This is a genomic window from Vibrio sp. 1F253, from assembly GCF_041439295.1.
Classification (GTDB): Bacteria; Pseudomonadota; Gammaproteobacteria; order Enterobacterales; family Vibrionaceae; genus Vibrio; species Vibrio tasmaniensis_A.
In genome coordinates, this window is record NZ_JBGONU010000060.1 from 1 (window position 1) to 23,159 (window position 23,159).

21 protein-coding genes and 1 pseudogene are annotated in these 23,159 nt (G+C 42.1%); 14 read left to right on the plus strand and 8 right to left on the minus strand.

Going from position 1 to position 23,159, the window contains the following annotated elements:
* Window positions 1-43: 43 nt before the first annotated feature.
* Window positions 44-142 (minus strand): annotated as a pseudogene (locus tag ACED28_RS20345) (IS5 family transposase); the annotation flags it as partial.
* A gap of 344 nt (window positions 143-486) precedes the next feature.
* Between ACED28_RS20345 and ACED28_RS20350 the strand changes: the two are divergent.
* From ACED28_RS20350 to ACED28_RS20370, 5 genes are all read left to right on the plus strand, one after another.
* On the plus strand, window positions 487-996 hold the full coding sequence (locus tag ACED28_RS20350) for a CPBP family intramembrane glutamic endopeptidase (protein WP_017100120.1): 510 nt from the start codon (window positions 487-489) through the stop codon (window positions 994-996).
* Window positions 997-1,130: 134 nt separating this feature from the next.
* The gene (locus tag ACED28_RS20355) at window positions 1,131-1,538 is read left to right on the plus strand and encodes a toxin-activating lysine-acyltransferase (RefSeq protein WP_167852977.1); all 408 of its coding nucleotides are present in this window, start codon (window positions 1,131-1,133) and stop codon (window positions 1,536-1,538) included.
* 1 nt (window position 1,539) lies between these two features.
* Window positions 1,540-2,895: an MchC protein gene (locus tag ACED28_RS20360; RefSeq protein ID WP_371710604.1), complete on the plus strand. Its 1,356-nt coding sequence runs from the start codon at window positions 1,540-1,542 to the stop codon at window positions 2,893-2,895.
* A gap of 614 nt (window positions 2,896-3,509) precedes the next feature.
* The gene (locus tag ACED28_RS20365) at window positions 3,510-4,778 is read left to right on the plus strand and encodes an HlyD family secretion protein (RefSeq protein ID WP_017100116.1); all 1,269 of its coding nucleotides are present in this window, start codon (window positions 3,510-3,512) and stop codon (window positions 4,776-4,778) included.
* A 3-nt stretch (window positions 4,779-4,781) separates the two neighbouring features.
* Complete coding sequence (locus tag ACED28_RS20370; RefSeq protein ID WP_017100115.1) at window positions 4,782-6,914, plus strand: peptidase domain-containing ABC transporter; 2,133 nt, start codon at window positions 4,782-4,784, stop codon at window positions 6,912-6,914.
* 477 nt (window positions 6,915-7,391) lie between these two features.
* Here the strand turns inward: ACED28_RS20370 and ACED28_RS20375 are convergent, their stop codons facing one another.
* Window positions 7,392-7,634 carry a hypothetical protein gene (locus ACED28_RS20375; RefSeq protein ID WP_017100113.1) on the minus strand — a complete coding sequence of 81 codons (243 nt, stop codon included), beginning with the start codon at window positions 7,632-7,634 and terminating at the stop codon, window positions 7,392-7,394.
* Between the two features lie 434 nt (window positions 7,635-8,068).
* Here ACED28_RS20375 and ACED28_RS20380 point away from each other — a divergent pair, with 434 nt between their 5' ends.
* A complete protein-coding gene (locus ACED28_RS20380) occupies window positions 8,069-8,242 on the plus strand; it encodes a hypothetical protein (protein ID WP_371710605.1) in 174 nt (57 codons plus the stop codon).
* A gap of 144 nt (window positions 8,243-8,386) precedes the next feature.
* The gene (locus ACED28_RS20385; RefSeq protein ID WP_371710606.1) at window positions 8,387-8,971 is read left to right on the plus strand and encodes a TetR/AcrR family transcriptional regulator; all 585 of its coding nucleotides are present in this window, start codon (window positions 8,387-8,389) and stop codon (window positions 8,969-8,971) included.
* 111 nt (window positions 8,972-9,082) lie between these two features.
* Here the strand turns inward: ACED28_RS20385 and ACED28_RS20390 are convergent, their stop codons facing one another.
* Window positions 9,083-10,948: a fructose-specific PTS transporter subunit EIIC gene (locus ACED28_RS20390; protein WP_371710607.1), complete on the minus strand. Its 1,866-nt coding sequence runs from the start codon at window positions 10,946-10,948 to the stop codon at window positions 9,083-9,085.
* Between the two features lie 243 nt (window positions 10,949-11,191).
* On the opposite strand from ACED28_RS20390, the gene ACED28_RS20395 reads away from it, so the two are divergent.
* Together ACED28_RS20395 and ACED28_RS20400 are read left to right on the plus strand one after the other, a co-directional pair.
* Window positions 11,192-11,494, plus strand: coding sequence for a PTS fructose transporter subunit IIB (locus ACED28_RS20395; RefSeq protein ID WP_009846233.1), 303 nt, complete (start codon window positions 11,192-11,194; stop codon window positions 11,492-11,494).
* A 7-nt stretch (window positions 11,495-11,501) separates the two neighbouring features.
* Window positions 11,502-12,275, plus strand: coding sequence for a PTS sugar transporter subunit IIA (locus ACED28_RS20400; protein WP_371710614.1), 774 nt, complete (start codon window positions 11,502-11,504; stop codon window positions 12,273-12,275).
* A gap of 27 nt (window positions 12,276-12,302) precedes the next feature.
* On the opposite strand, the gene ACED28_RS20405 is transcribed toward ACED28_RS20400, so the two are convergent.
* Window positions 12,303-13,142 carry a helix-turn-helix transcriptional regulator gene (locus ACED28_RS20405; RefSeq protein WP_371710608.1) on the minus strand — a complete coding sequence of 280 codons (840 nt, stop codon included), beginning with the start codon at window positions 13,140-13,142 and terminating at the stop codon, window positions 12,303-12,305.
* A 378-nt stretch (window positions 13,143-13,520) separates the two neighbouring features.
* On the opposite strand from ACED28_RS20405, the gene ACED28_RS20410 reads away from it, so the two are divergent.
* The 4 genes from ACED28_RS20410 (at window position 13,521) to ACED28_RS20425 (ending at window position 18,887) form a co-directional block, all read left to right on the plus strand.
* Complete coding sequence (locus ACED28_RS20410) at window positions 13,521-15,425, plus strand: fructose-specific PTS transporter subunit EIIC (protein WP_371710609.1); 1,905 nt, start codon at window positions 13,521-13,523, stop codon at window positions 15,423-15,425.
* Window positions 15,426-15,516: 91 nt separating this feature from the next.
* Window positions 15,517-16,734 carry a mannose-6-phosphate isomerase, class I gene (gene manA, locus ACED28_RS20415; protein ID WP_371710610.1) on the plus strand — a complete coding sequence of 406 codons (1,218 nt, stop codon included), beginning with the start codon at window positions 15,517-15,519 and terminating at the stop codon, window positions 16,732-16,734.
* A 274-nt stretch (window positions 16,735-17,008) separates the two neighbouring features.
* Window positions 17,009-17,449 carry a PTS sugar transporter subunit IIA gene (locus ACED28_RS20420; protein ID WP_371710611.1) on the plus strand — a complete coding sequence of 147 codons (441 nt, stop codon included), beginning with the start codon at window positions 17,009-17,011 and terminating at the stop codon, window positions 17,447-17,449.
* Window positions 17,450-17,462: 13 nt separating this feature from the next.
* The gene (locus tag ACED28_RS20425) at window positions 17,463-18,887 is read left to right on the plus strand and encodes a fructose-specific PTS transporter subunit EIIC (protein WP_102582881.1); all 1,425 of its coding nucleotides are present in this window, start codon (window positions 17,463-17,465) and stop codon (window positions 18,885-18,887) included.
* Window positions 18,888-18,993: 106 nt separating this feature from the next.
* On the opposite strand, the gene ACED28_RS20430 is transcribed toward ACED28_RS20425, so the two are convergent.
* Entirely contained in the window at window positions 18,994-20,619 is a 1,626-nt protein-coding gene (locus ACED28_RS20430; RefSeq protein WP_371710612.1) for an ABC transporter substrate-binding protein, read from the minus strand.
* Window positions 20,620-20,801: 182 nt separating this feature from the next.
* Here ACED28_RS20430 and mpaA point away from each other — a divergent pair, with 182 nt between their 5' ends.
* Window positions 20,802-21,503 carry a murein tripeptide amidase MpaA gene (gene mpaA, locus ACED28_RS20435; protein WP_371703839.1) on the plus strand — a complete coding sequence of 234 codons (702 nt, stop codon included), beginning with the start codon at window positions 20,802-20,804 and terminating at the stop codon, window positions 21,501-21,503.
* A gap of 172 nt (window positions 21,504-21,675) precedes the next feature.
* Here mpaA and ACED28_RS20440 read toward each other — a convergent pair whose 3' ends face one another.
* The 3 genes from ACED28_RS20440 to ACED28_RS20450 form a co-directional block, all read right to left on the minus strand.
* Entirely contained in the window at window positions 21,676-21,945 is a 270-nt protein-coding gene (locus ACED28_RS20440) for a hypothetical protein (RefSeq protein WP_371710613.1), read from the minus strand.
* The gene (locus ACED28_RS20445; protein WP_241816776.1) at window positions 21,945-22,247 is read right to left on the minus strand and encodes a hypothetical protein; all 303 of its coding nucleotides are present in this window, start codon (window positions 22,245-22,247) and stop codon (window positions 21,945-21,947) included. Before ACED28_RS20445 ends, ACED28_RS20440 begins: the two co-directional genes overlap by 1 nt.
* 364 nt (window positions 22,248-22,611) lie before the next feature.
* On the minus strand, window positions 22,612-22,842 hold the full coding sequence (locus ACED28_RS20450) for a hypothetical protein (protein WP_017097638.1): 231 nt from the start codon (window positions 22,840-22,842) through the stop codon (window positions 22,612-22,614).
* Window positions 22,843-23,159 lie beyond the last annotated feature (317 nt).

Genomic DNA, 23,159 nt, shown 5'->3' on the forward strand with positions numbered 1-23,159 from the left:
CTGATCAGATCGTAGGTTCTTGATTTAGTTCCATTGAATTACGCAACAAAGCCTCGTCTATCCAGAACGTAACTGAACCACGATTGCAAAGCGCTTTGTTGTACTCCGCCCAGTTAGTTATCTTCTTTTTCGCTTTACCCATATCACCACCGTTCTAACCATCACAAAGGATCAGATCGCAGGACTTGAAAAAGGTTCAACTAATTTAGGCAACAACGCCCTTGGTAGTTATTGTCATCCTCTATTAACTAAATTTGAAATATTACTTTTCATATAATAGATAGAAGTATGGGGTATGTGTCACGTTTTGCGTAAATACAATATGGAAATGTGTATGGGTCAAATAGCTGTAATTGATATTGCTTATAGATTTATAATTTAGAGTATGTTTTTCGGACTGATTAAAAAATCTTAAAGTTATATATTACCTATCTATTTCTTATGAGGTTATTTATATTTAGTGAGTACTAAATATAGGGGGTTGATTTGATTGAACGGATAAATTGTTTAATTTACGATACATTAGAGTTAAATCGGAAACAGTTTTTACTTCGTGTTTACGGATTAGCATTGCTATGGGCATTGATCTTTCTTCTTTTTGATTACTTCCTTCTCAAGGGCTTTGGTAATGTTCTTCTGGATACTAGTGATGATAAAATTTTTTCTGTATTGTTTTTTTTGTTAATTGATGCACCATTTACTGAAACTCTAATATTTCAATGTTTTATACAAACGATCCTTCGTCATGTAAAAGGAAGCCCAACATTCTCAATTGTAGGTTCAGCTACTATATTTTCTTTGTGTCACCTAGGTAATTCTACGATAAACGCAATTATAGTATTGGTAACTGGACTTGCTCTCGCTTTAACATACGAATATGTACGGATGAGATATGGTAATATTTATGCTTTCCTTTCGGTCTTTATTTCTCATATGTTATGGAATATAAGTGCAGCGGTGATTATGCCATTACTTTTTATCATGTTTGGCTTGTAATAAAAAGTTCCATATCAAGATAACGCTAATTAATACATATACTCTGTGATAGTGGTGGATATATAATGAAGACTCTGAGCCAACTAAATAAGACAATATCTAAAAACACGCCATATATTCATGTAGGGGATGACATGAATTGGGTAATAGGTGCTTTTATAGAACTTTGCTCTAGAAGTGACCAATATTATGATATTGATATAAAATCCTTTTTACATTGGGTTAAACCAGCAATTCTGCATGGGCAATATAAATTAATTTACACCGAAGATGGAGTTGTAAAAACGGGTTTTATCTTATGGGCTTGGGTGGATAACGACACATTAATTCGATATCACACATCTAACCGATTTTATTTACACCCAACAGAGTGGAATGAAGGTCAAAATTTGATAATTATTGATTATCTTGATTTGCATTATTCTAAAAAAAACATTAGAGACATGTACCGGTTGTTTAAATCTATAAAGTCATATGTTGATTCTTGTTCATATTGCATTAGAGACATATCAAATAAACCTATAAAAAATGGCTATTTATAAAATGATTAAAACATTTAAAGAACCTAACTCTAAAAATACATTACTATTTAAAAAGGAGCTAGGTGAAACCAGTTTTGTACGCTTTAAAACACATAAATTGAAAAAAACCAGTGTAATTTGGTACAACAAAAATTTAGTTAAGGATCTAAATATAGATGAATCTAAAATAGAGTCTGAAATTTTAGATAATTTTTCATATGTCACTAAAGAATATACAAATAAAAAGAACATATTTACAAATGACAGTAAGTTTTTTTTGGCAGATCGTTATGGATCTAGATATGAGATTTGTAATGGTGGTGGAGCTAGATGCGGTAGCAATGGTAATTTTCAAATAAAAGGAATCGGAGCTAATCCCCTTGTTAGTTTGCAAATGGATGAACATCATTCACACGGAAAATTATGTATTCTAGAAGCTGTTAACGAAGCTATATGGGGAGAAGTGTGCCATAAAAACTTACCTTATGGAGCAGTTCGAACATTGGCCATAATTAACACAAACACAGCTATAAGAAGTTTTTATGGCTTACCTGAGCCAAGAAATCTTCCTTGTGTCTTAGCTATTAGACAGGTTTCGATCAGGCCTGCACATTTTGTAAGAGCTCCTTTTTTCTTTCCAAAGTATGAATACCAATACTTACGTGATAACGATGCGCTAAGAGTAAAAAAAGCTATACACCTTTTGAAAGATAATTTAATACTCAGTAAGCTACATATTGAAGAGTCACTACAAAATGCCTTATCTCATTTTTTGATAAAATTGGCAAAACAAATCGCGGCATCAAGAATTTTAGGCATACCACATCGCTCATTAACTAGTTCAAACATTTGTATTGATACTAAGTTCATTGATTTTGGCACTATAAGTGCTGTACCAAACTTTGCAAACTATAGGTATGGCCATGAAGACTATGGAGTTTGGGATGACCATAAGTTGATTGTAAAGTGGTTACATAATTTTGTTTTCTTTATTAATAAATATAATAAAGAAAAAATAAATGATCACGACTTGAAATTATTAACAGCCAAATTCATAGAGAATCTTTCGTATTTCGAAGATGTATTTTTATCTGACATATTGAGAATAAAAAAAACAGATTTCACTAAGGTTAACTCATTTAAAGTTGCACTTCAAAGTCAACCAAAAACCAATTGGAATCGATTCGATTTAATGGAAGATATAGTAAGGTTGGCAAATAAAATGGATATGTATGTAGATAAAAATGCAGTTTTTCATTTAAGGCATGAAAAGTTTTCGCAAAAACATATTATTAATCAAACTTTAAGAAATATTAGCAATACTACTATTTATGATAAATCAATTAGTGATTTCATTAATTCTTACCAAAATTTGTAATTAACTACACTAAAGAAGGAAACAATTATGTTCTGCTTAACAGAGTCTGAAATTTTAATGGTCGATGGTGGAGGTGAAGGTAGTGGTGCTCCGGCTGGTTATAGGGGGGGGAGTTATAGTGGTAGTAATGGAAGTAGTAACTACCCATCTTACAACAATGGTGGACGTCATAGTAATTCAGATCTGACCAATAATCCTGCAGTTGCATGTCTGACAAGTGCGATCAATGATGGACTTGCGACTAGTAATGTTAGTTTGGCGTCTGGTAGTTCTCCTACTAGCGCTGCCACTGCAGGAGTAATGACAAGTTTTGGGAGCATGTACTCTGGTGGCTGCTTTAGCATGGGGCCTGGTGGGCATAATTAAAGCTTGTTTTGAATATTACTATTTCTGTCATACTTATAGCTCTTCAATAAGGCTATAAACGCACAGTTAATGAATGATTATAAAACAACCAATAAGAATAAGTTATACTATTAAATTAAACAACATACAGGTAGATTATATTTATTGTAATCTGCTTGTATTATTATTATTTTGGAAACTTTAGGTTATTCAATATGTCATATTAAGATTAGCTCATAATATTATATATAAATGAGAGACTTAGAATTATGGTTGCACAAAGGAAAAGCCTATATCGACCGGGATATTTCGAAGCGCAAAAATCAGGTAATGAAGGTGGTATTTTACTCAATACATCTTTAAATCAAAATATATACCTTGGACTGTCAATCTTTGTGTTAGTCGCTATAATCGCTTTCATTAGTTTTGCAGAATATACAAGACGGGAAACCCTCGTAGGTATTGTTAGTCCACTAGGGGGGATGGTTAAGGTACAAGCAAATAACTCTGGCTATGTTGAAAAATTATTCGTAAAGGAAGGGGAACATGTAGAAATAATGGATCCTCTATACAAAATTAAAACCGAACGATTTGATGGAACGGGTATAGGGGTAAAAAAACGAATACTTACTTCAATTAAGAATCAATATCAACTATTACTTGAACGTAGGCACCAAGAATCAGAAAAATCAGAGTTCGCTCAACAGTCTTTAACTGAAGATATAAGCCGACTAGATTCAGAGATCAACATATTAAATTATGTGCTTACATTGTCCTACCATGAATTAGAACTCACTCAAAAATTAGTTAACAAGCAGAAAACTCTACTTAACAATAAATTTATGTCAGAGATTGAGTTTCAAAAACAACAGCTTGACCTGCTTGCTAAAGAGTCACAAACGCAAACTCATAAGTTAAATCTTCAAAAACTATTAAGAGAGAAACAAAATCTGACTACTAAAAAAAGAAATCTCGACATCAATTTAAATCTTACCCTGAAAGATATCGATAGACAATTAGAAACTATCAACCAAAATAAAGTAGAATTTTCATATGAGAATGATAATCAAATTATGTCTCCCATTAAAGGGGTCATTGCATCAATACTTACGGAGAAAGGGCACTCAGTAATAAATGGCCAACCCTTATTAGTTATTATTCCGGAGAGTAAGAGAGTGTTTGTTGAACTGTATGCTCCTAGCAAAAGTATTGGTTTTATGAGAATAGGACAAAAAGTAAAACTAAGATTTGATGCCTTTCCGCATGAAAAATTTGGAGTTCAAACAGCCACGATAACTAACATATCTAAATCATCGGTTGCGCCAGAAATGCTTCCAAATCGAAATTTAATTAAAAGTGTAGCTATTGAGGGGCTATATCAAGTTAAGGTTGAACTTTCCAAGCCAACGATCACAGTTTACGGACAAGAAGAACATTTTGTATCAGGAATGACAGTTGTTGCTGATGTTGAGCTTGATTCTCGTAAAATTTATGAGTGGATACTTGAACCATTATATACAATTAAAGGGAGAATTTAGTCCATGGAAGTCATTAACCATCTGGATTGGGGGTGGGGTAAAAAACTTACTTTAGTCCGTCAAACAGAAAATGCAGAATGCGGTGTTGCTTGTCTCGCCATGATCGCAGATTGGCATGGTTATAAAATAAGCTTGAGGAATTTACGAGCCAAATTTGGCATAACGCAACATGGTATGTCTTTCTCGCGTCTTATTGAGTGCGCAGAACTACTGAAACTCTCTGGTAGAGCAGTACGATTGGATTTAGATGAACTACACCAATTGAGCACTCCTTGTATCCTTCACTGGAATTTAAACCATTTTGTCGTTCTTAACTCAATAAAAGGAAACAAAGTTGTTATTCATGATCCAGCAAATGGTGTAACTCAGCTAAGCCTTTCAGATGTAAACAAGCACTTTACAGGTATTGCACTCGAATTAACTCCAACTCACGACTTTAAAAAATTAGATGAAAAAGACAAAATAAAGCTGTCTGAACTAGTCGGTAATACAATAGGTTTAAAATCTTCACTAATTAAAATTTTTGCTTTTGCTTTGATTCTTGAAGCCATCGCTTTACTACTTCCAATGCTTAATCAGATTGTTATTGACGAGGTGTTAGTTGGTTATGATGAAAATTTACTCGTGCTTATCATTCTTGCTATTCTTCTAATAACAGCGACACAAACTTTAATTGGGCTAGCAAAAGAGTGGGCAACAGTAACACTATCAGTTAATTTCAAAACGCAGTGGACTGCGAATGTTTTTCATCACCTGTTCCGATTGCCTATTGAATGGTTTGAGAAACGAGATATCGGTAGTATTAGTGCTAAATTTTCAGCAATCAATGTAATACAAAGCACGTTGACAACTAGCATCATTCAAGCCTTACTTGACCTTGTTTTAGTAGTCGGTACGCTAATGGTAATGCTGCTGTATAGTCCAACTCTTTCCGTTATCACTATTATTGCCGCAATTATTTATGTGTGCTTACGTTTTGCATGGTTTGGATCGTTCAAAAGAGCAGAAGAAAACACTTGGGAAGCAAATACGAAAGAAGAAAGTTACTTCATAGAAACAGTAAGAGGAGTATTAAGCCTTCGAGTCAATGGAACACTACCTTGGCGGGAATCTGCATGGCGTAATTTAAATATCAATCGGCGTAATGCACAATTACATGAATTCAAGCTGGCCATAATTTATAACACGATAAACACCACAATTATCAGCTTGGTGTCAGCTTCTATACTTTGGTTTGGTGCAAATTTAGTGTTAAACGAACAATTTACGATTGGTATGCTCGTTGCGTTTCTGTCATATCAAGGACGTTTTTCAGGTAGCATCAGTTCATTAATAGATAAATATTTTGAGTACAAAATTCTCTCCGTTTACAACGAGAGATTAGCAGATATTGTACTTACTCAGAAAGAAACAGACAATGATTATGCAATTACAACAACTCAACCTAAACCCATTTTCGCTAGTGATAATTTGATTGATTTTGCGAACGTATCCTTTTCTTATGGCACAAATGAACCTCTTCTATTGAATAAAGCTTCATTTAAAATCAAACAAGGGGAGATAGTTGCTCTGGTTGGTACGTCAGGATGTGGCAAATCGACAATTTCTAAATTATTGCTTGGTATTTACAAACCTACTGGTGGCCATATCAAATTCTTTGGTAATTCAGTTCTTTCAATGAAAGAGGTGAGGCAGCGTATCGGCTCAGTATTGCAAGAGGATCAATTGTTTAGTGGTTCAATTATCGAGAATATTACTTTCTTTGGGTCAAAGTCAGATGAGGAATGGTTAGTTCAATGTGCACAAAAAGCAGGTGTACATGATGACATTGAACGATTGAATATGGGATATCACACGTTAGTTGGTGAGATGGGGTCAAGCTTGTCAGGTGGACAAAAACAAAGAATTTTAATTGCGCGTGCGTTATATAAAAAACCAGAACTATTAATACTAGATGAAGCAACAAGTAGCTTAGATATACACACGGAATCACTAGTTTGTCAAACATTCAGAGATATTGGTCTGCCAATTTTAATGATTGCTCACCGCCCAGAAACCATTGCATCTGCAGATAGAGTCTTACTATTGCAAGGAGGTGTGATCATTGAAGTGCCAAATACATTCAGAGTGGGGTGAGAGGTTCTGTTGCACCTTGGAATTGGAACGTAGAAACATCGGTTTTGTCGCAAACAAGGGCTTTGTTGCAATACTCAACCTAGGTGTTCTTTTGATACGGTTAAGCGGCTCGGTAGCTCTTGGGCATCCCGAGGTGAGTGAAACGATTTAAAATGGAACAACCGATTAACATTGCATGGTCGTTTCTGAAATATTCCTTTTTCCATATTGCCGTCCCCTCTACCAATCGGTAATACCAAGGGCGGAACAACCTATCAGGTTGCTCATTCTCTGGGATGATGTCCGTCATCCGCAAACGTATTGTCTTTTGGCGGTTACAATATCAGCATTCGGAAAATGCTCTTCTAATGTCTGGTACACCGCATTGGTATCATACATTTTGTCGGCACTTACGTGCTTAACATCCGTAATGATGGACTGACATAACGGCCCGATAACCTGATCATCCATCGTGTTTTTATCGGTTAATATGGAGCTCTAGATCCAGTGATGACGATCAACCGCAAAGTGCGCTTTTCTCCAGCTACGTTTGACATTAACCTTATGTTTTTCCTGGTGCCATTCATCCTTACCAAACCGTTTCAGCCCTGTAAAATCAATCGCGATAGCGACAATGTTGGTATCGGGTTTATCACATTTTTTAACTCGTGGTGTTGAAAAGTCAAGCTGACTGAGTCGCTTTGACTGCAGGGTATAATCTGGGCATTGAAGGTGCTTCATGCCCAGAATTTCTAGCAGGTTTTCGGTGAAACCCTACGCTTGGCGCAGAGGCAACTTAAACACCATTCTCAGGTAATGACAGGCTCCAATAGTGCTCAGGATATCTTACCGTCGAGCCAGTACCATCGAGGGTTCGCTCTTCATTCTGTCAACTGTTGAGGATATCATCGGACAGCTATAGTCAGAATGATTGGTCAGCCGATAAGTATGCTTCTTAAATAATGATGTTTGGAGTCGTTATTTCTGTAAGGCATTGGTTAATTAGCCAACCTAACTGAAAGGCTGACTATGATAACGGGCTCAATGAGAATAGAAAGAGTGAAGGTTATTTGAGCGCTGCAACAAAACCATATTCAGTCTCAAGTATGTATACTGCCGAGCCCGTTAAATAGAGACTCGCTGTAAATAGGCGATAACCACTGAGAGGTATTTTTATGGATTGTCCTGCTTGCGAAGAACACATTGGTTGGGAATGGGTAGAAGAGGAAGCAATCGAACCCAATGAAGAGTTCAACTGCCCAGCGTGCAAAGAAACGCTGATGTATACCATCGATGAAGGCACCTATTATGGCGCGCAACACAAGACCGTTGAAGTTGTCGATGGTTAGGATATTTTGCTAATGACTAAAACACTTGACCGATTCTTAGTCTGTTACAGCTTTATCGAGCCTAAGCGACTAAACACGCCTTTACTAGAACGAGCGTTCATCTTAAAATATTGAACATATGTTCAGATTAATGAAGTAGATGTTATGGCCAAGACAGCGAAGTTCGATAGACAAGACGTAGTAGATAAAGCGACTAACCTGTATTGGGAAAAGGGCTTTCACGCAACTTCTATGCGCAATCTACAGGACGTGATTGATATGCGTCCCGGCAGCATCTACGCGGCTTTTGGCAGCAAAGAAGGCTTGTTTAAAGAAACATTAGCTCGTTATACCGAACTCGGCATTCTCAACCTGAACCGCTTACGCAGCGAAACCGACTCTCCAATCAAAGCACTAGAAAACTTCGTAAAACGTGCCGTTGTCGAATCGAAACAAAGCGCACCTAACGGCATGTGTATGCTGGCTAAAACAGTAGCTGAACTGACGGATGAGCACGCTGAATTATTAGAAGAAGCCAAGAAATCACTGAAGATCATGGAAGGCGAGTTCGCTAAGCTGATTGCCGAAGCGCAAGAACTTGGTGAGCTCAGCAAAGAACGCAAACCGACTCAACTTGCTCGCCACGTTCAGGTTCAAATTGCAGGACTACGCACTTATGCAAAAACCTGCGATGACACAGAACTACTCAACTCAATGGTTGAAGACATCTTCAAGTACCACCCTTTTTAGTAACTGAGCGTATATAGGCTCAGATCTACAAAAAGACGCCCAAGTATTACTACTAATACTTGGGCGTCTTTTTATTTATTGCCTTTCAGCCAATCTTAAAGCCGATTGCTTTTATACTTTCCTCATGATCAACGCCTGAGCATTGAGCATCGCCTCCTTGGTGCTGACGTCTAAGGTTTTCAGGTTCGCAAAGCGTTCGATCTCTTTAATTGCCACATCATGAGCAAAAATCACCAACCTCGCCCGTTCAATATCTTTTTGTGTGATGCGATTGCCGATTCCGTTGGCACCCTGCGTTTCGACTTTAATCCGAACCCCAAGATGATGAGCCGCCTTTTCCAAAGACTTAGCCGCAAGAAACGTATGAGCAACACCAGATGGACAAGAAGTGATCGCCAGTACATCCGCTTGTCCTTCTTCCGTTATCGAGCCCCCCGTGAACTGATTAGAACTTGCTTCGCCTTCGACCACGTTCTTTTTCAGTAGTATCACAATAAGGGCTGTAGTCAGTGCTCCTGCTAATGTCCCGACGATATAGCCAATTTTTCCATCAACCACCGGCAATACGATCCAGCCGCCCCATGGTGCATGGTTGATAACATGGAACATAAAGCCAACCACGTTACCAACAATGCCACCAGCAACAACAGCGGGCAGAACACGTGCGGGATCAGCTGCTGCAAATGGAATCGCACCTTCACTGATGCCGATCATGCCCATGATACCGGCGGCTTTTCCGGCTTCACGTTCGTCTCGTTTGAATTTCTTAGGTGATATGAAAGTGGCAAGCGCCATACCTAATGGTGGCGTACAAATGGCAATACCGACGCCACCCATCAACCAAGGTTGAGTATTCACCTGCGTTTGAGCAAACAGCGTCGCCACTTTGTTGATTGGGCCGCCCATATCAAAGGCCGTCATCGCCCCTAAAATACTGCCCAACACCACTTTTCCTGAGCCCGCCATGCCTGTCAGCATTTGGTTCATCTCAAGCATCACATACGCGATAGGAGAACCAATCACCCACATCACCGCCCCACAGGTTACAAAGGTGCCGACCAATGGATAGATGAAGATCGAACTCAGCGAGATCATACTGTCTGGCAGTTTGATCTTCTTAAGTAGATTCACCACAAAGCCAGCGAAGAATCCCACCACAATTGCACCAAGGAAGCCGGTACTGTACTGATTCACTGCGAGCCAAGAACCAATCATGCCCGGAGCTAAGCCCGGTTTGTCGGCCATTGAATATGCAATGTAACCACCGAGCACAGCGGTAAACAGGGTTAGCCCCGCGATACCCATTTGTGCTATGTCAGCCAGAACACCGCTCTCAGGCACAGCGCCATGGCCAGACATCATTACCGACAAAGACAAAAGTACCCCACCCGCGACCACGAATGGGATCATGTGCGAAGTACCGTACAACAAGTGTTCTTTAAGACGATTAAGAGATTGTGCCCAAGGGCTTAATGGTTCGCTGTAAACTTCATGATGACTAGAAGCGTAGCTATCGAAAGATTCAGAATTCGCTTCGAGAAACAGCTTTTGAGCTTCCTCGACCGACTCTACCGCCTTTAATTTTGTAACAAAGCCATCTTCGATCAATCGAGTTGAGATCTGAGCCAGAACCTCAATATGATGATCATCGCTATTGTCTGGCGACGCGAGCATAAAAAACACATCCGACAGTTCGCCGCCGTCTGCGCCATAATCGATACCCGTTCGGCTAATACCTACCGCCACAGCAGGTTTAGCTACAGCAGTGCTTTTCGCGTGTGGAATCGCAATACCATCATCAAAGCCCGTATTGCCGATGGCCTCACGCTTCCAGATATCATCAAGGAATTCACTTTTATTGGAGAGCTTGCCCGCACGGTCAAGCAGTTCGACAAGCTCTTCAAATACCGCCTGTTTTGAGTCTGCCTTTAAATCCAGACAGATAATCTCCGGCTCTATAATGTCAGTGATGTCCATGTGCTGCCTCGTCCGAGTACCAATTTAAGTAAATGAGATAAAGAGGTTAATAATATGAAAAGACTAACGAGGCAAGGCCGCTCGATATATAGGACGAAAGGTGCATTAACTGGATAATTGTAACCAAGAAGCAAGAGTGTGACGTTCACCTTTGAATTAAAAACGGGAATCCATAAACTTCCTAGATTCAGATAGTCCCATCGATCCAAGTAAACTGTCGATCTAAGCACACCGAGAATAATAATGAGAATTGTAGCGGTAACTGCGTGCCCTACAGGCATTGCGCACACCTATATGGCAGCTGATGCACTAAATAAAACAGCCCCAAAATTCAATGTTTCAATCAAGGTTGAGACTCAAGGCGCTATGGGGATTGAAAACTTACTGACAGGCCAGGATATTACCCTCGCAGACAAAGTGTTGATCGTCTCTGATATCGACATCGAACAACCAAGCCGATTTGACCCCGCGAAAACCGTCTTCATTCCCATGGAAGAAGTGTTATTGAGTGTCGATAAAGTCTTTATCAAGCATTGTCGAACTTAAACCTTTCATGAATGAATATCAGATCACCTTCTTCGTTGACGATCCTGCCGCGAACTCACACGTCGCGCAGCCGTTGACTCGTTTAGCGAAGAAGTTCAAAAGCAACATCCGCATTATCAACATCACTCAAAATCGAACCGCTGATCTCTCCAAATCTGTCGCGATGTTACAAGTGGGTTTACTCCGGGGGGATTTGTGTCAGATAACCGCGGTAGGGATTGATGCTGAACTCGCATGTTTTGTAATAAAAGACGTGATTGCTGAGCATTACGACATGGTTGGCTCACAAGTGAATCATGAGTTCTCGAACGACTTGATCCAGCGTATGCCTCAGATATGCCCGCCTTGTGACATCAAGTGGCACCACGCTAAGGCGCAAACTCAACTGACAAAATTTGAGTGCTTGAAAGGGCTCGCTCACCTCGTTTATCCAGAAGATCCAGATGAGCTGATTTTGGCTTTCATTAAGCGAGAAGAACGCTCTTCAACCTGCGTGTCACCAGGTATCGCACTGCCCCATGTGATGTTTGAATCTACTCAAGATCTCTCGATCGCGGTGAGCGTCAGTGACAACCCGATTGACTGGGCATCTCAAATTGGCCAAGTACACGTAGCTATCGCTTTAGTACTGCCAACCAAGCCGCAACATGAACACATTGTGGCGGCTACCAACCTAACTAGAAACCTACTTCACGATCAGGTCAACGAGCGTTTGCAAAAGACTCGAAGCAGTGTCGATTTACAAGCCTTGTTGATGTATATCTCATCTCGCCTGCTGTAAGGCTACTCACTCCAAAAGACGGCTTAACTAAATAGAGCCTCGATATTCAGTCGGCGTTCTTCCGGTGCGATTCTTAAATACTCGACAGAAGTAGTTCACATCCTTAAAACCGCAACGTACAGCCACTTCATTGAGCTTGAAGTTGTACTTCTTGAGCATGAACTTGGCACGGTCAACCCGCACGCGGGTGATGTATTCTGCTAGCGTCATGTGGCCTTGTTGACGGAACATTCGCGACAAGTGATTGGATGAAATGCTAAAGCGCGAGGCAATGCTGTCTCGGGTGATCTGGCGGTGGAAGTTCTCTTGAATGTAGATACAAATCCCTTGATACACACCCTGTACTCGGCTATGAGATTTTTCTACGGGCGCTTCCAGCATGGTTTTACTGTATTGCAGTAGAGCTTGCAGCAATAACTCGTCCATCGGCTGCTTGTTACTCTCTCTCGCTAACGAGCTAAGCGCCTCCAAAATATTATCAATCGCAAAACCAGAGCGAGTCTGAATACTGTGCTTTTGAATATCGTAAAAGCTCTCCTCGCCTTTGCGCTTACTCACCAAGCTTAAACCAAGCTGACGACGACCAAACAACATACTCAACACTGAGCAGTCAGTGTCCCAATTGGGTTTATTCCAGCAGTTCGGTGGGATGAAAATCGCATCTCCGGCTTTGGCAATAACGTTGGTGATCTTACGATCATGACTCTCCATTTCATTAATATACTCTCCGTCTAGCACCAGCTCTAAGCGCGGAAAGTTCACCTGATAACTGCACGCTGAAGGCGTGTGAAAATCTCCAGCAAACCAGATGTTGTGAAACGGTTCTCGCTCATTTAACACAGACGAGATTAGGTCATGAAATATCATTATTCGAACTCTAGTGGGCAGCAATAAGGCTACGGGAATAGATATACCCCTTAGTGAAACATAGCGCTATTGAGCAAAATCACAATTTGAGATCTAGGTTACAAAAATCCAGTCACGGAAATAAATTTCCAGTAACAAAACTGACCTAGCACGTTCCTGCCCTGATAAACAAATACGCTACAGCCCTTATAAATAAAAGCCTCAACACATCTTTAACTCTGTCAACATCGTCCTAAAAGCGCCCACTCGACCGATCAAAATCACACTCCACTTATAACGCAACAATCATCCAGTAAATGCATTTTTTCTTCACTACAGAAGGTAAGCCGTAGATTCCAGAATACCCCTAACAAAATAAAAACAGAGTAGGGGTTCATTATGATCACGACATTAATCAATCAAGATTTGATTAAGCTTTCGCTTAGCGCTAATTCAAAAGAAGACGTATTTAAAGAGCTGATAGACGTGCTTTACGCACAAGGCAGAATCTCAGACAAAGCACAGTTTCTTGCCGACATTAAGGCGAGAGAAGAACAAGGTAATACCGGATTTGAAGAAGGCATTGCCCTACCACATGCGAAAAGCAGCGCGGTGATCAAACCCGCGGTTGTTATCGGCGTCCATCAACAGGGCATCGAGTACGGCGCAGATGACGGCCAACCATCAAAACTCTTCTTCATGATTGCGTCTCCAGATGGCGGCGATGAGCACCACATCGAAGTATTGGCAGAGCTTTCTTCAAAACTGATTGAAGAAGGCTTTATCGAAAGCTTCATGAATGCTCAATCTGAACAAGAAGCATTAGAACTACTGCTTACCAAACCTGAGCCTTCAGAAGCGGAAACCAACGTTAAGAAACAAGGTTTCATCATTGGTGTCACTGGCTGCCCAGCTGGCGTTGCACACACTTATTTGGCAGCTGAAGCGCTAGAGAAAGGCGCAGCGGCTCTTGGCTACGACATCAAGGTCGAAACCAACGGCTCGATAGGCGTTAAAAACAGCCCGACTCAAGAAGAGATCGAACGTGCAGACGCGATTGTCGTGGCTTGTGACAAGCAAGTAGACATGGCTCGCTTTGCCGGAAAACGCGTCATCAGCACCAACGTAAAAGCACCAATCAAAGACGCGCAAGGCTTGATTAAGCAAGCTCTCAATGCACCTAGTTACCAAGCTGAACAAACGCCGACCAACCAATCTGTTGTAGAAAAAGCCTCACAAGCGCGTTCAGACCTTTATCGTTACTTGATGAACGGCGTATCTCACATGATCCCATTCGTGGTGACGGGCGGCCTTTTGATTGCGCTTGCACTAGCCATTGGCGGTGAGCCAAGCGAATCTGGCATGGCGATTCCTGCTGGCAGCATGTGGAACCAAATCCTAGAAGTGGGCGTGGTTGCCTTCACATTGATGATCCCAATCTTGGCTGGCTACATTGCTTACGCGATTGCTGACCGCCCTGCTCTAACCCCTGGTCTTATCGGTGGTTGGATTGCTAACAACGGCTCTTTCTACGGCGCTGACGCAGGTACAGGCTTCATTGGCGCAATCATCGCAGGTCTATTGGTGGGTTACTTCGTTAAATGGATCACCTCGTTCAACTACCACAAATTCGTTCAACCGCTTGTGCCTATCATGATCGCTCCGATCACTGGTTCTCTATTCATCGCGGGTCTGTTCATCTTTGTTATCGGCGCGCCAATCGCTGGGCTGATGGATGCTCTTACTGCACTACTAACGAGCATGAGTACAGGCAACGTGGTTCTGCTAGGCATCGTACTGGGTGGTATGGCTGGTTTCGATATGGGCGGCCCATTCAACAAAGTAGCGTTCCTATTCTCAGTAGGCATGATTGCCAGCGGTCAAACTCAATTCATGGGTGCGATGGCGTGTGCAATTCCTGTGGCTCCACTGGGTATGGCTATCGCAACCAGACTTGGCCGTAAGTTCGACCTATTCGAATCTTCTGAGATTGAAGCAGGTAAGGCAGCAGGCGCAATGGGCTTGGTGGGTATCTCTGAAGGTGCGATTCCTTTCGCAGCTCAAGACCCGATGTCGGTTATCCCTGCCAACGTGCTTGGCTCAATGACAGCGGCTGTTATGGCGTTCTCATTTGGTATCACCAACAGCGTTGCGCACGGTGGTCCAGTAGTCGCTCTACTTGGCGCTATGAACTACCCAATGCTGGCACTGCTGTGCATGGCATCTGGCGCGGGCGTAACTGCGGTTACTTGTATCGCGCTTAAAAATCTACGTAAAGCCAAGTTAACAACAGCAGCGGCTTAAGCCATTTCAACTCCAATGGCTTGAGCCCTTCTACTCGCATTTCAATAGGTCGAGTAGAGCTCAAGCCATGTTCCCCTTCATGGTGATTTCGATGTCTGATTTTTCTTTAGCGAACGACTCGTTCGTACAACGCTTTTTCTACCCTATGACTAACGTGATTCAAAACTACGCATGGGGTAGTCCTTCTTCGTTTAGCCAACTGTTTGGTATTGATAACCAATCTGGTGAACCGCAAGCGGAGATCTGGATGGGTGCTCACCCGAATGGTTGCTCAATGGTCACTGATAACGGGCAGCAGACTACATTATCGAGCTTGATTTCTAAGAACCTAAACCTGTTTTTAAGCGAGAAAGTAGCAAGTCGTTTTGGTGAGCTGCCCTATCTATTCAAGGTGTTAGCAGCAGAGAAAGCGCTATCGGTGCAAGTACACCCGAACAAGCAGCAAGCGGAATCTGGCTACGCTCTTGAAGAGCAACAAGGCATTCCGATAACGGCTGGCAATCGTAATTACAAGGATGCCAACCACAAGCCAGAACTGGTGTATGCCCTAACTGACTACACCGCGATGAATGGTTTTAGATCAATCAGCGAGATTCTTGAGCACTTCCATTACCTTGATATTCCAGAGCTGCATTCGATGGTCAATGACCTAGAGGGCGACCAAACTCCCAATGGATTAGCGAGCTTCTTCGCGAGCTTATTGTCTTTGCAAGGAGAACAAAAAGGCATGGCGCTGACCATGTTGCTGGTGAAGGCGAAGCTTTCAGATACACCTGTGTTTCAGTTGATTTCAGAACTGGAAGCTCAATACCCAGGTGATGTCGGCTTGTTCGCTCCGCTACTATTGAACGTGATCACCTTAAAACCGGGCCAAGCCATGTATCTAGATGCCGAGACACCGCATGCTTACATCAAAGGGACAGGCTTAGAGATCATGGCGAACTCAGACAATGTGTTGCGCGCAGGATTGACGCCTAAATACATGGACGTGAATGAACTGGTTTCTTGTACTCGATTTAATGAAAAGCCTGCGGATAGATTACTGTTAAGCCCGATAGAGCAAGGTGATGTGATGGAATATCAAATTCCAGTCGAAGATTTTAAGTTCTCTATCGTGCAAAACTCACATCAGCGACAGATCACTACCGAAGGTGCCGAGATCCTATTGCCGCTTGACGAATCTATGGTACTCACTCACCAGTGCGGCGAAACCTGTGTGATAGAGAAAGGCCAATCGGTTTTCATTCCGGCTTACGCAGAGAGCTACAAACTCGATTGCGTTGGACGCGTGGCGCGTGCTTACAGCTAGCTCTATCGAATAAGTAGCTCTCCCGAGTAAATACAAACACTGATCATGCCCTGCTTTGCGGGGCATTTTTGTTTCTGACGAAGCTTATTAGCGTGTCAAAAACATAATCAAGACGCCATCAAATATGACCCATCTCACACTGCATTAATGATGCAAATCACACTTAATTTTGCTGGATACAAATGTACAGTGAAGGGCTTTTATTTGCTATTTCGCGAATCGGGTTAATCCATTAATTTTAATTCAAGAACTTCAATAGTGAATGAGTTAATAAATGATCACACAGCTAACTAACGTCAACTTAATTAATAACAATCTTCAAGCGAATAATAAAAAAGAACTGTTTGAAGAATTGGCGGGCATGTTATTTGAGAACAACCGAATTAATTGCAAAGATACTTTCCTATCAGGTATTGAAATTCGTGAATCTCAAAGTATCACCTCAATGGATGGCATCGCTTACCCTCCCTCCAAAAACCAAGCGGTTACTGAGCCTGCCATTGCTGTCGGTGTAAAACGTGAAGGTATTGAGTATGGCGATGAAGACGGCATTAACCCAACGGTATTTTTTATGATTGCATCACCAGATAACGGTGCTGACCATCATATTTATGTACTACAAGAATTATTTGGAAAATTCAGCGATGAATTTATTCAAGATATACATAACGCAAAAGACGAACAACAAATCCTTAATATTTTAATTAATTCATAAGGCGTAGAAAATTATGAGCACCCTAACAACTCAAGCTACGAATACCAGTAGTAATTCTAATAACAAAAACAGTAGTAGCGACTTTAAAAAAATCCTTAGCACCATGAAAGGCCATCTGCTTTTCGGAACCTCACACATGCTACCTTTCATCGTAGCCGGTGGTGTTCTATTGGCTTTAGCGGTCATGGCATCAGGCAAAGGTGCTGTACCTGCAGATGGCCTGCTAGCAGACATCTCTAATATCGGTATCAAAGGCCTTGTTCTTTTCCCAATCATTCTTGGCGGCTTTATTGGTTACTCAATTGCAGACAAACCAGCACTTGCACCTGCGATGATCTCTTCTGGCATCATGGCTGACATGGGCGGCGGCTTCCTTGGTTGTATCGTGGCTGGCTTTATCGCCGGTGGCGTGGTGTTCCAGCTTAAGAAAATCCCACTTTCTACCAACATGACCGCGCTAGGTGCTTACTTCATCTATCCGCTTCTAGGCACGTTAATCTCTGCCGGCATCGTACTGTGGGGCATTGGTGAGCCAATCAAACTGTTCATGTCTTCAATGAACGAGTTCTTAGCTTCAATGGCTGGCGCGTCTAAGATGGTTCTGGGCACAATCCTTGGTGGTATGACGGCGTTTGATATGGGCGGCCCTATCAACAAAGTAGCGACCCTATTTGCTCAAACTCAAGTAGACACGCAACCTTGGCTAATGGGCGGCGTAGGCATCGCGATTTGTACACCACCTCTAGGTATGGCATTGGCGACTTTCCTATTCAAAAACAAGTTCTCTAAACAGGAGCAAGAAGCAGGTAAAGCAGCAGCAATCATGGGTTCTATCGGTATCTCTGAAGGTGCTATCCCATTCGCAGCGAATGACCCAATGCGCGTACTTCCTTCAATCGTTGCCGGTGGTATCGTGGGCTGTGTATTCGGCTTCATGACAGACGTTCTACTACACGCACCTTGGGGCGGCCTAATCACAGCACCAGTATCAAGTAACATTCCAATGTACGTGGTCGGTATTGCGCTAGGTTCACTAACTACGGCGGTTATCGTTGGCTTCTGGAAGCCAGTAGCGGTTGAAACAGAAGAAGACATGGTTGAAGCGCCAGTACAAGCTCAAACAGCTCCTGTAGCAGGCGAAGGCGAGTACGACATCGTAGCCGTAACATGTTGCCCTTCTGGTGTTGCACACACCTTCATGGCAGCGAAAGCACTGGAAAAAGCAGGCTTGGCAGCAGGCCTTAAGATTAAGGTAGAAACTCAAGGTCAAAACGGTATTCAGAACCGCATCAGCGACCTAGATGTAGCGAACGCGAGACTGGTTATCTTGGCTCACGATATTCAAGTGAAAGACGCTCACCGCTTTGCTAACGCGAACGTGATTGAGTGTTCAACCAAGGAAGCGATGAAGAAAGCCGCGGACATGGTGGCTATTTAAAGCCTGAAACAAGTTAGAAGATAAAATTACTACCCCCTAGTAACTAAAACCCCCATTCGCCTTGTCAGCGAATGGGGATTTATATTTATATAATGTTCAAAGCTTTTTACTGCTTGATATAAAGATCCTTAGAATAGATGCGGCCTTCAACGTTATTCTTCGCAAAGCCGCCAACACTTGGTCGCACTAGACGAGCCTGCATGTAGTAGTAGATTGGCGCGATCGGCATATCTTCAGCCAGTAACTGCTCCGCTTGGTCATAGAAACCTTGGCGTTCTTGCTCATTAGTTGCAGCCAATGCGCTATCCATTGCTGAGTCGTACTTGTCGTTGTTGTAACGAGCAAAGTTACCTGAAGATTCAGAACGCAGAAGGCTTAAGAAGGTCGACGCTTCATTGTAATCACCACACCAAGACGCTCGCATCACATCAAAATCACCTTGTCGACGTGACACTAAGTAAGACTTCCACTCTTGGTTTTCCAACTCAACTTGCGCGCCTAGATTGCTTTTCAGCATAGATGCAATCGCCACCGCAATCGACTTATTCGATTCACTGGTGTTGTAAAGCAATTTAAAATCTAGCGGGTTAGAAGCATCGTATCCGGCTTCTTTCAGCAACTCTTTCGCCTTTTGGTCACGGTCCCTTTGAATCCATGTACTGTACTCAGGTTGAGTGGCATCAAAACCTGCCGTGTATTCATGAGCAAAGGTATAAGCTGGTAAGTTACCTACTTGAGTCACTCCATTAGTAATCACATTGCGCATCATGGAATAAGACACCGCTTTACGCACTCGCGCATCATCAAACGGAGGGCGCGTGGTATTGAACGCGTAATAGTAAGTACACAATAAAGGTACCGCTGTATACGCGTCTTGATATTTCATTTTTAGCTGCTGCGCCATGTGTGTCGGCACATCAGACGTAATATCGACCTCGCCCACCGCATAGCGATTAATCGACGCATTCTGGTTCTCAAACGGAATGTAAGTCACTTGGGTTAAGTGCGTATCTGAACTGTCCCAATAATTAGGGTTCTTCTCCAGTTCAATGCGCTCGTTAACCACCCACTCGCCTAAAACAAACGCACCATTGCCAACAAACTGCTTCGGATCGCTCCACGGCTTATCGCTGTTTTCTAGCGTTGCCTTGTGAACGGGCATCATTGAAGTATGGCCTGTCATCGCCACAAAGTATGGCACTTGGCTATCGAGTTCGAATTTCACCGTATGCTTATCAACAGCCGTGATACCGAGCTCTTCAACGGGCTTCTTACCTTCAGCTACATCAGCGATGTTGTTGATTTGAGTAAGCTTGAGATACCACACATTTGGCGAAGCGAGTTTCGGGTCAACCGCGCGTCTTATCGCATACACGAAATCATCGGCTGTCACCGGATCGCCATTCGACCATTGCGCATCTTTACGCAAGTGGAATACAAACGTCTGGTTGTCTTCGGTTTCCCAAGATTCCGCGACACCTGGAGTGATGTTGCCATCGCGATCTTGGATCACTAAACCTTCAAACAGGTCACGTAGAATGTGCATTTCAGGCAAGCCTTCTGCCTTTGCCGGATCGAGTGTCGCAGCTTCTGCATCATTGGCTCGCACCAAATGTTGGTCTTTTGCCAGTGAAACACCAGCAGGTAAGGTTTCAGCAACGGCAGTCACTGAGATAAAAGGGGTCAATAAAGATGAAATGAGTAAAGCCGTTGAATGTTTTTTAAAATCCATGTTTGTTTGCTCTCCTAGCCTATCTTTGAAGCAAGTAATAAAATTAACAATGCGACGGTTGACGAGTTTTGACGCTATGGTTTATTTAAAGGGGTTCATCTAATGGGCTTAGTTAATGATTAATATAGCCAATAGTGAATACTTGATAGTACTTGATCAATCAGGAGATTAAGGTGAGTTTAATTCCAAGAACGGAAAGAGCTGCGTTTTCGATAAAGCCGCTGTCATATGGAAAATCGGTGTTGGGTGCACCTTTGCTCTATTTCCCCGCGCAAATCGAAAGCGAATCTCGCGGGCTGATCTTAGCGGGCACACACGGTGATGAAACCGCATCTATCGCGGGTTTATCTTGCGCGCTAAGAAGCTTACCTGCCGCCAACTTGCGACACGATGTGATCTTATCGATGAACCCAGACGGCAATCAACTAGGCACTCGCGCCAACGCTAACCAAGTCGATTTAAACCGCGCCTTTCCGACTCAAAACTGGACAGAAAACGGCACCGTCTATCGCTGGAGTTCTCACACCCCAGTCAGAGATGTAAAAGTTAAAACGGGACAAGCCAATCTGCTTGAACCGGAAGTGCAATCGCTCATCAACCTCATCGAACAGCGTAAGCCTAAATTCGTCATCTCTTTCCACGAACCACTCGCCATGGTCGACGACCCAACTCAATCAGAACTCGCCACTTGGCTAGGCAAGCAGTTCAACCTACCACTCGTCGAAGACGTTGATTACGAAACCCCAGGCTCATTCGGCACATGGTGCCAAGAAAGAAACCTACCGTGTATTACCGTAGAGCTGCCGCCCGTTTCTGCGGATTTGACTATAGAGCAGTATTTGGATGCATTTTTGGCGGTGTTGGGGTATGAGGGGGTTGTTTAAAGATTGCTAACTCATTTTTGGACAAGAACGAACCAGTGACTTCGCTAAATTAGCGAATCATAAATCAGTATAGATAATGTAAAATGAGCTATGACGAACAGTCTACTTGCGTTAGCCCGAAAGATAAATTTTTTTGGGCGCATTAAGTGACGTTAAGTTAGACAAATAATCATCATAATTGAGAGCCAAGTAAGAGCATTGCACCAGCTTGCTGTTGCCCTGAAAATGATTGCATTTTAGTAACATAAATGATATTGCATTGCTCATTATTACTAAAAGTTACACCTCGACGCTCTAACTCTGCAAACGCAACGTCTCTATTCGCGTCATAAGCAGCCTCTGAACATAGCTTGGCGGTAGTCATATTTTCAGCAGATTTTGGAGTGAGAACACAGCCAGCCAACAACAAAGGCAATAAAAAAAAGATAAATCGAAACAACATTAGATCTCCGTAATCCTAATTTTTTCCACACTAGTGAAGATAACTTCAATATCTTTGCAAGTCGCCCATCCTTTTCCTTCGGTACTTAATTTATTCAGAAACTGAATAGCCTCCATTGGTTTTTTCGATAATTTTCCATCGAAAGATTGCAGTTCTCCATCATCTACAATTAACCATCGGCTTTTTTCCTTTTTAAGATTAATAAATATTGTTCCGTCAGGAAATGGGGGAAATGTATCAGCAAAAGATGCCCCAACACATACTGGACTAAAAGCCTTTTTTTGAAAAAATGATTCACTCATATCTCTTCCCTGTTTAATAAACGAGTTATTGATAATCAAAGTACAACAAAAAGGGGAGAAGGCAAGCATAAAAAAAGCAGCTCTAGCTTCAACCTCATTGGAAAACCTACGCATAATTTCTAAAGCACATGGATTAGATTAATTAGGTTTATTCTAGATCATTCAAGGATGTCGATTTGGCGGAGCTGAGAAACTTTGGGGTACTTTCGTGTTTGAAAGTGCTGACTGTATCGGTTCTGGACAGAAACGCGTTAGAGCTTAAGAGCTAACGCGCTCGATATAGATTAGAATTAATATCTTGAAACCATAAACGCTTGTTAGTTGCGAAACTTTACATTTCGTAGCTCAGTACCGATTATCAGGACTAATTCATGTTGTCTGGTGTATGAAGATTAGTGCCACAAACTGTGCACTTATAGTCACCTGTAGCTTCGCCCTCCATCAATGCACTGGCAACTGATGCAAAAAAGCCTGAGAAAAAACCTGCTGATTTCGACGCACTGGATTTTTTTGGTTGCGAGAAGCTTTCATATTTGTGGAGGGTGATCTCTTTGCAATTGCAACAGAACGCTTTCGTTTGCTCAGAACCGTACATTTTAACCAACCCGATTATTCATCTGTAGTTTTCACAACCTCAAAGCAACCAACGCTTTATAGGCGGAATTTTTTCTTTTTTACATTCCGTCTATGTTGCTGCCATATATTATGAAGCTCAACTGGTATTACCCTGTTATGTGAATCGGCATATGGTAATGGGGGCAAACTACGGAAAATTCCGTATAAGAGACCAAAGTACTGATTGATTAACTTGGTCTATCGGTGGGCTTTGTTGCGTAATTAAATTTAAAGATAGAACTACCCCGTTTCGCGTATTTCTTAATCAATACGACAAGTTTCAGGCATACCTAACCC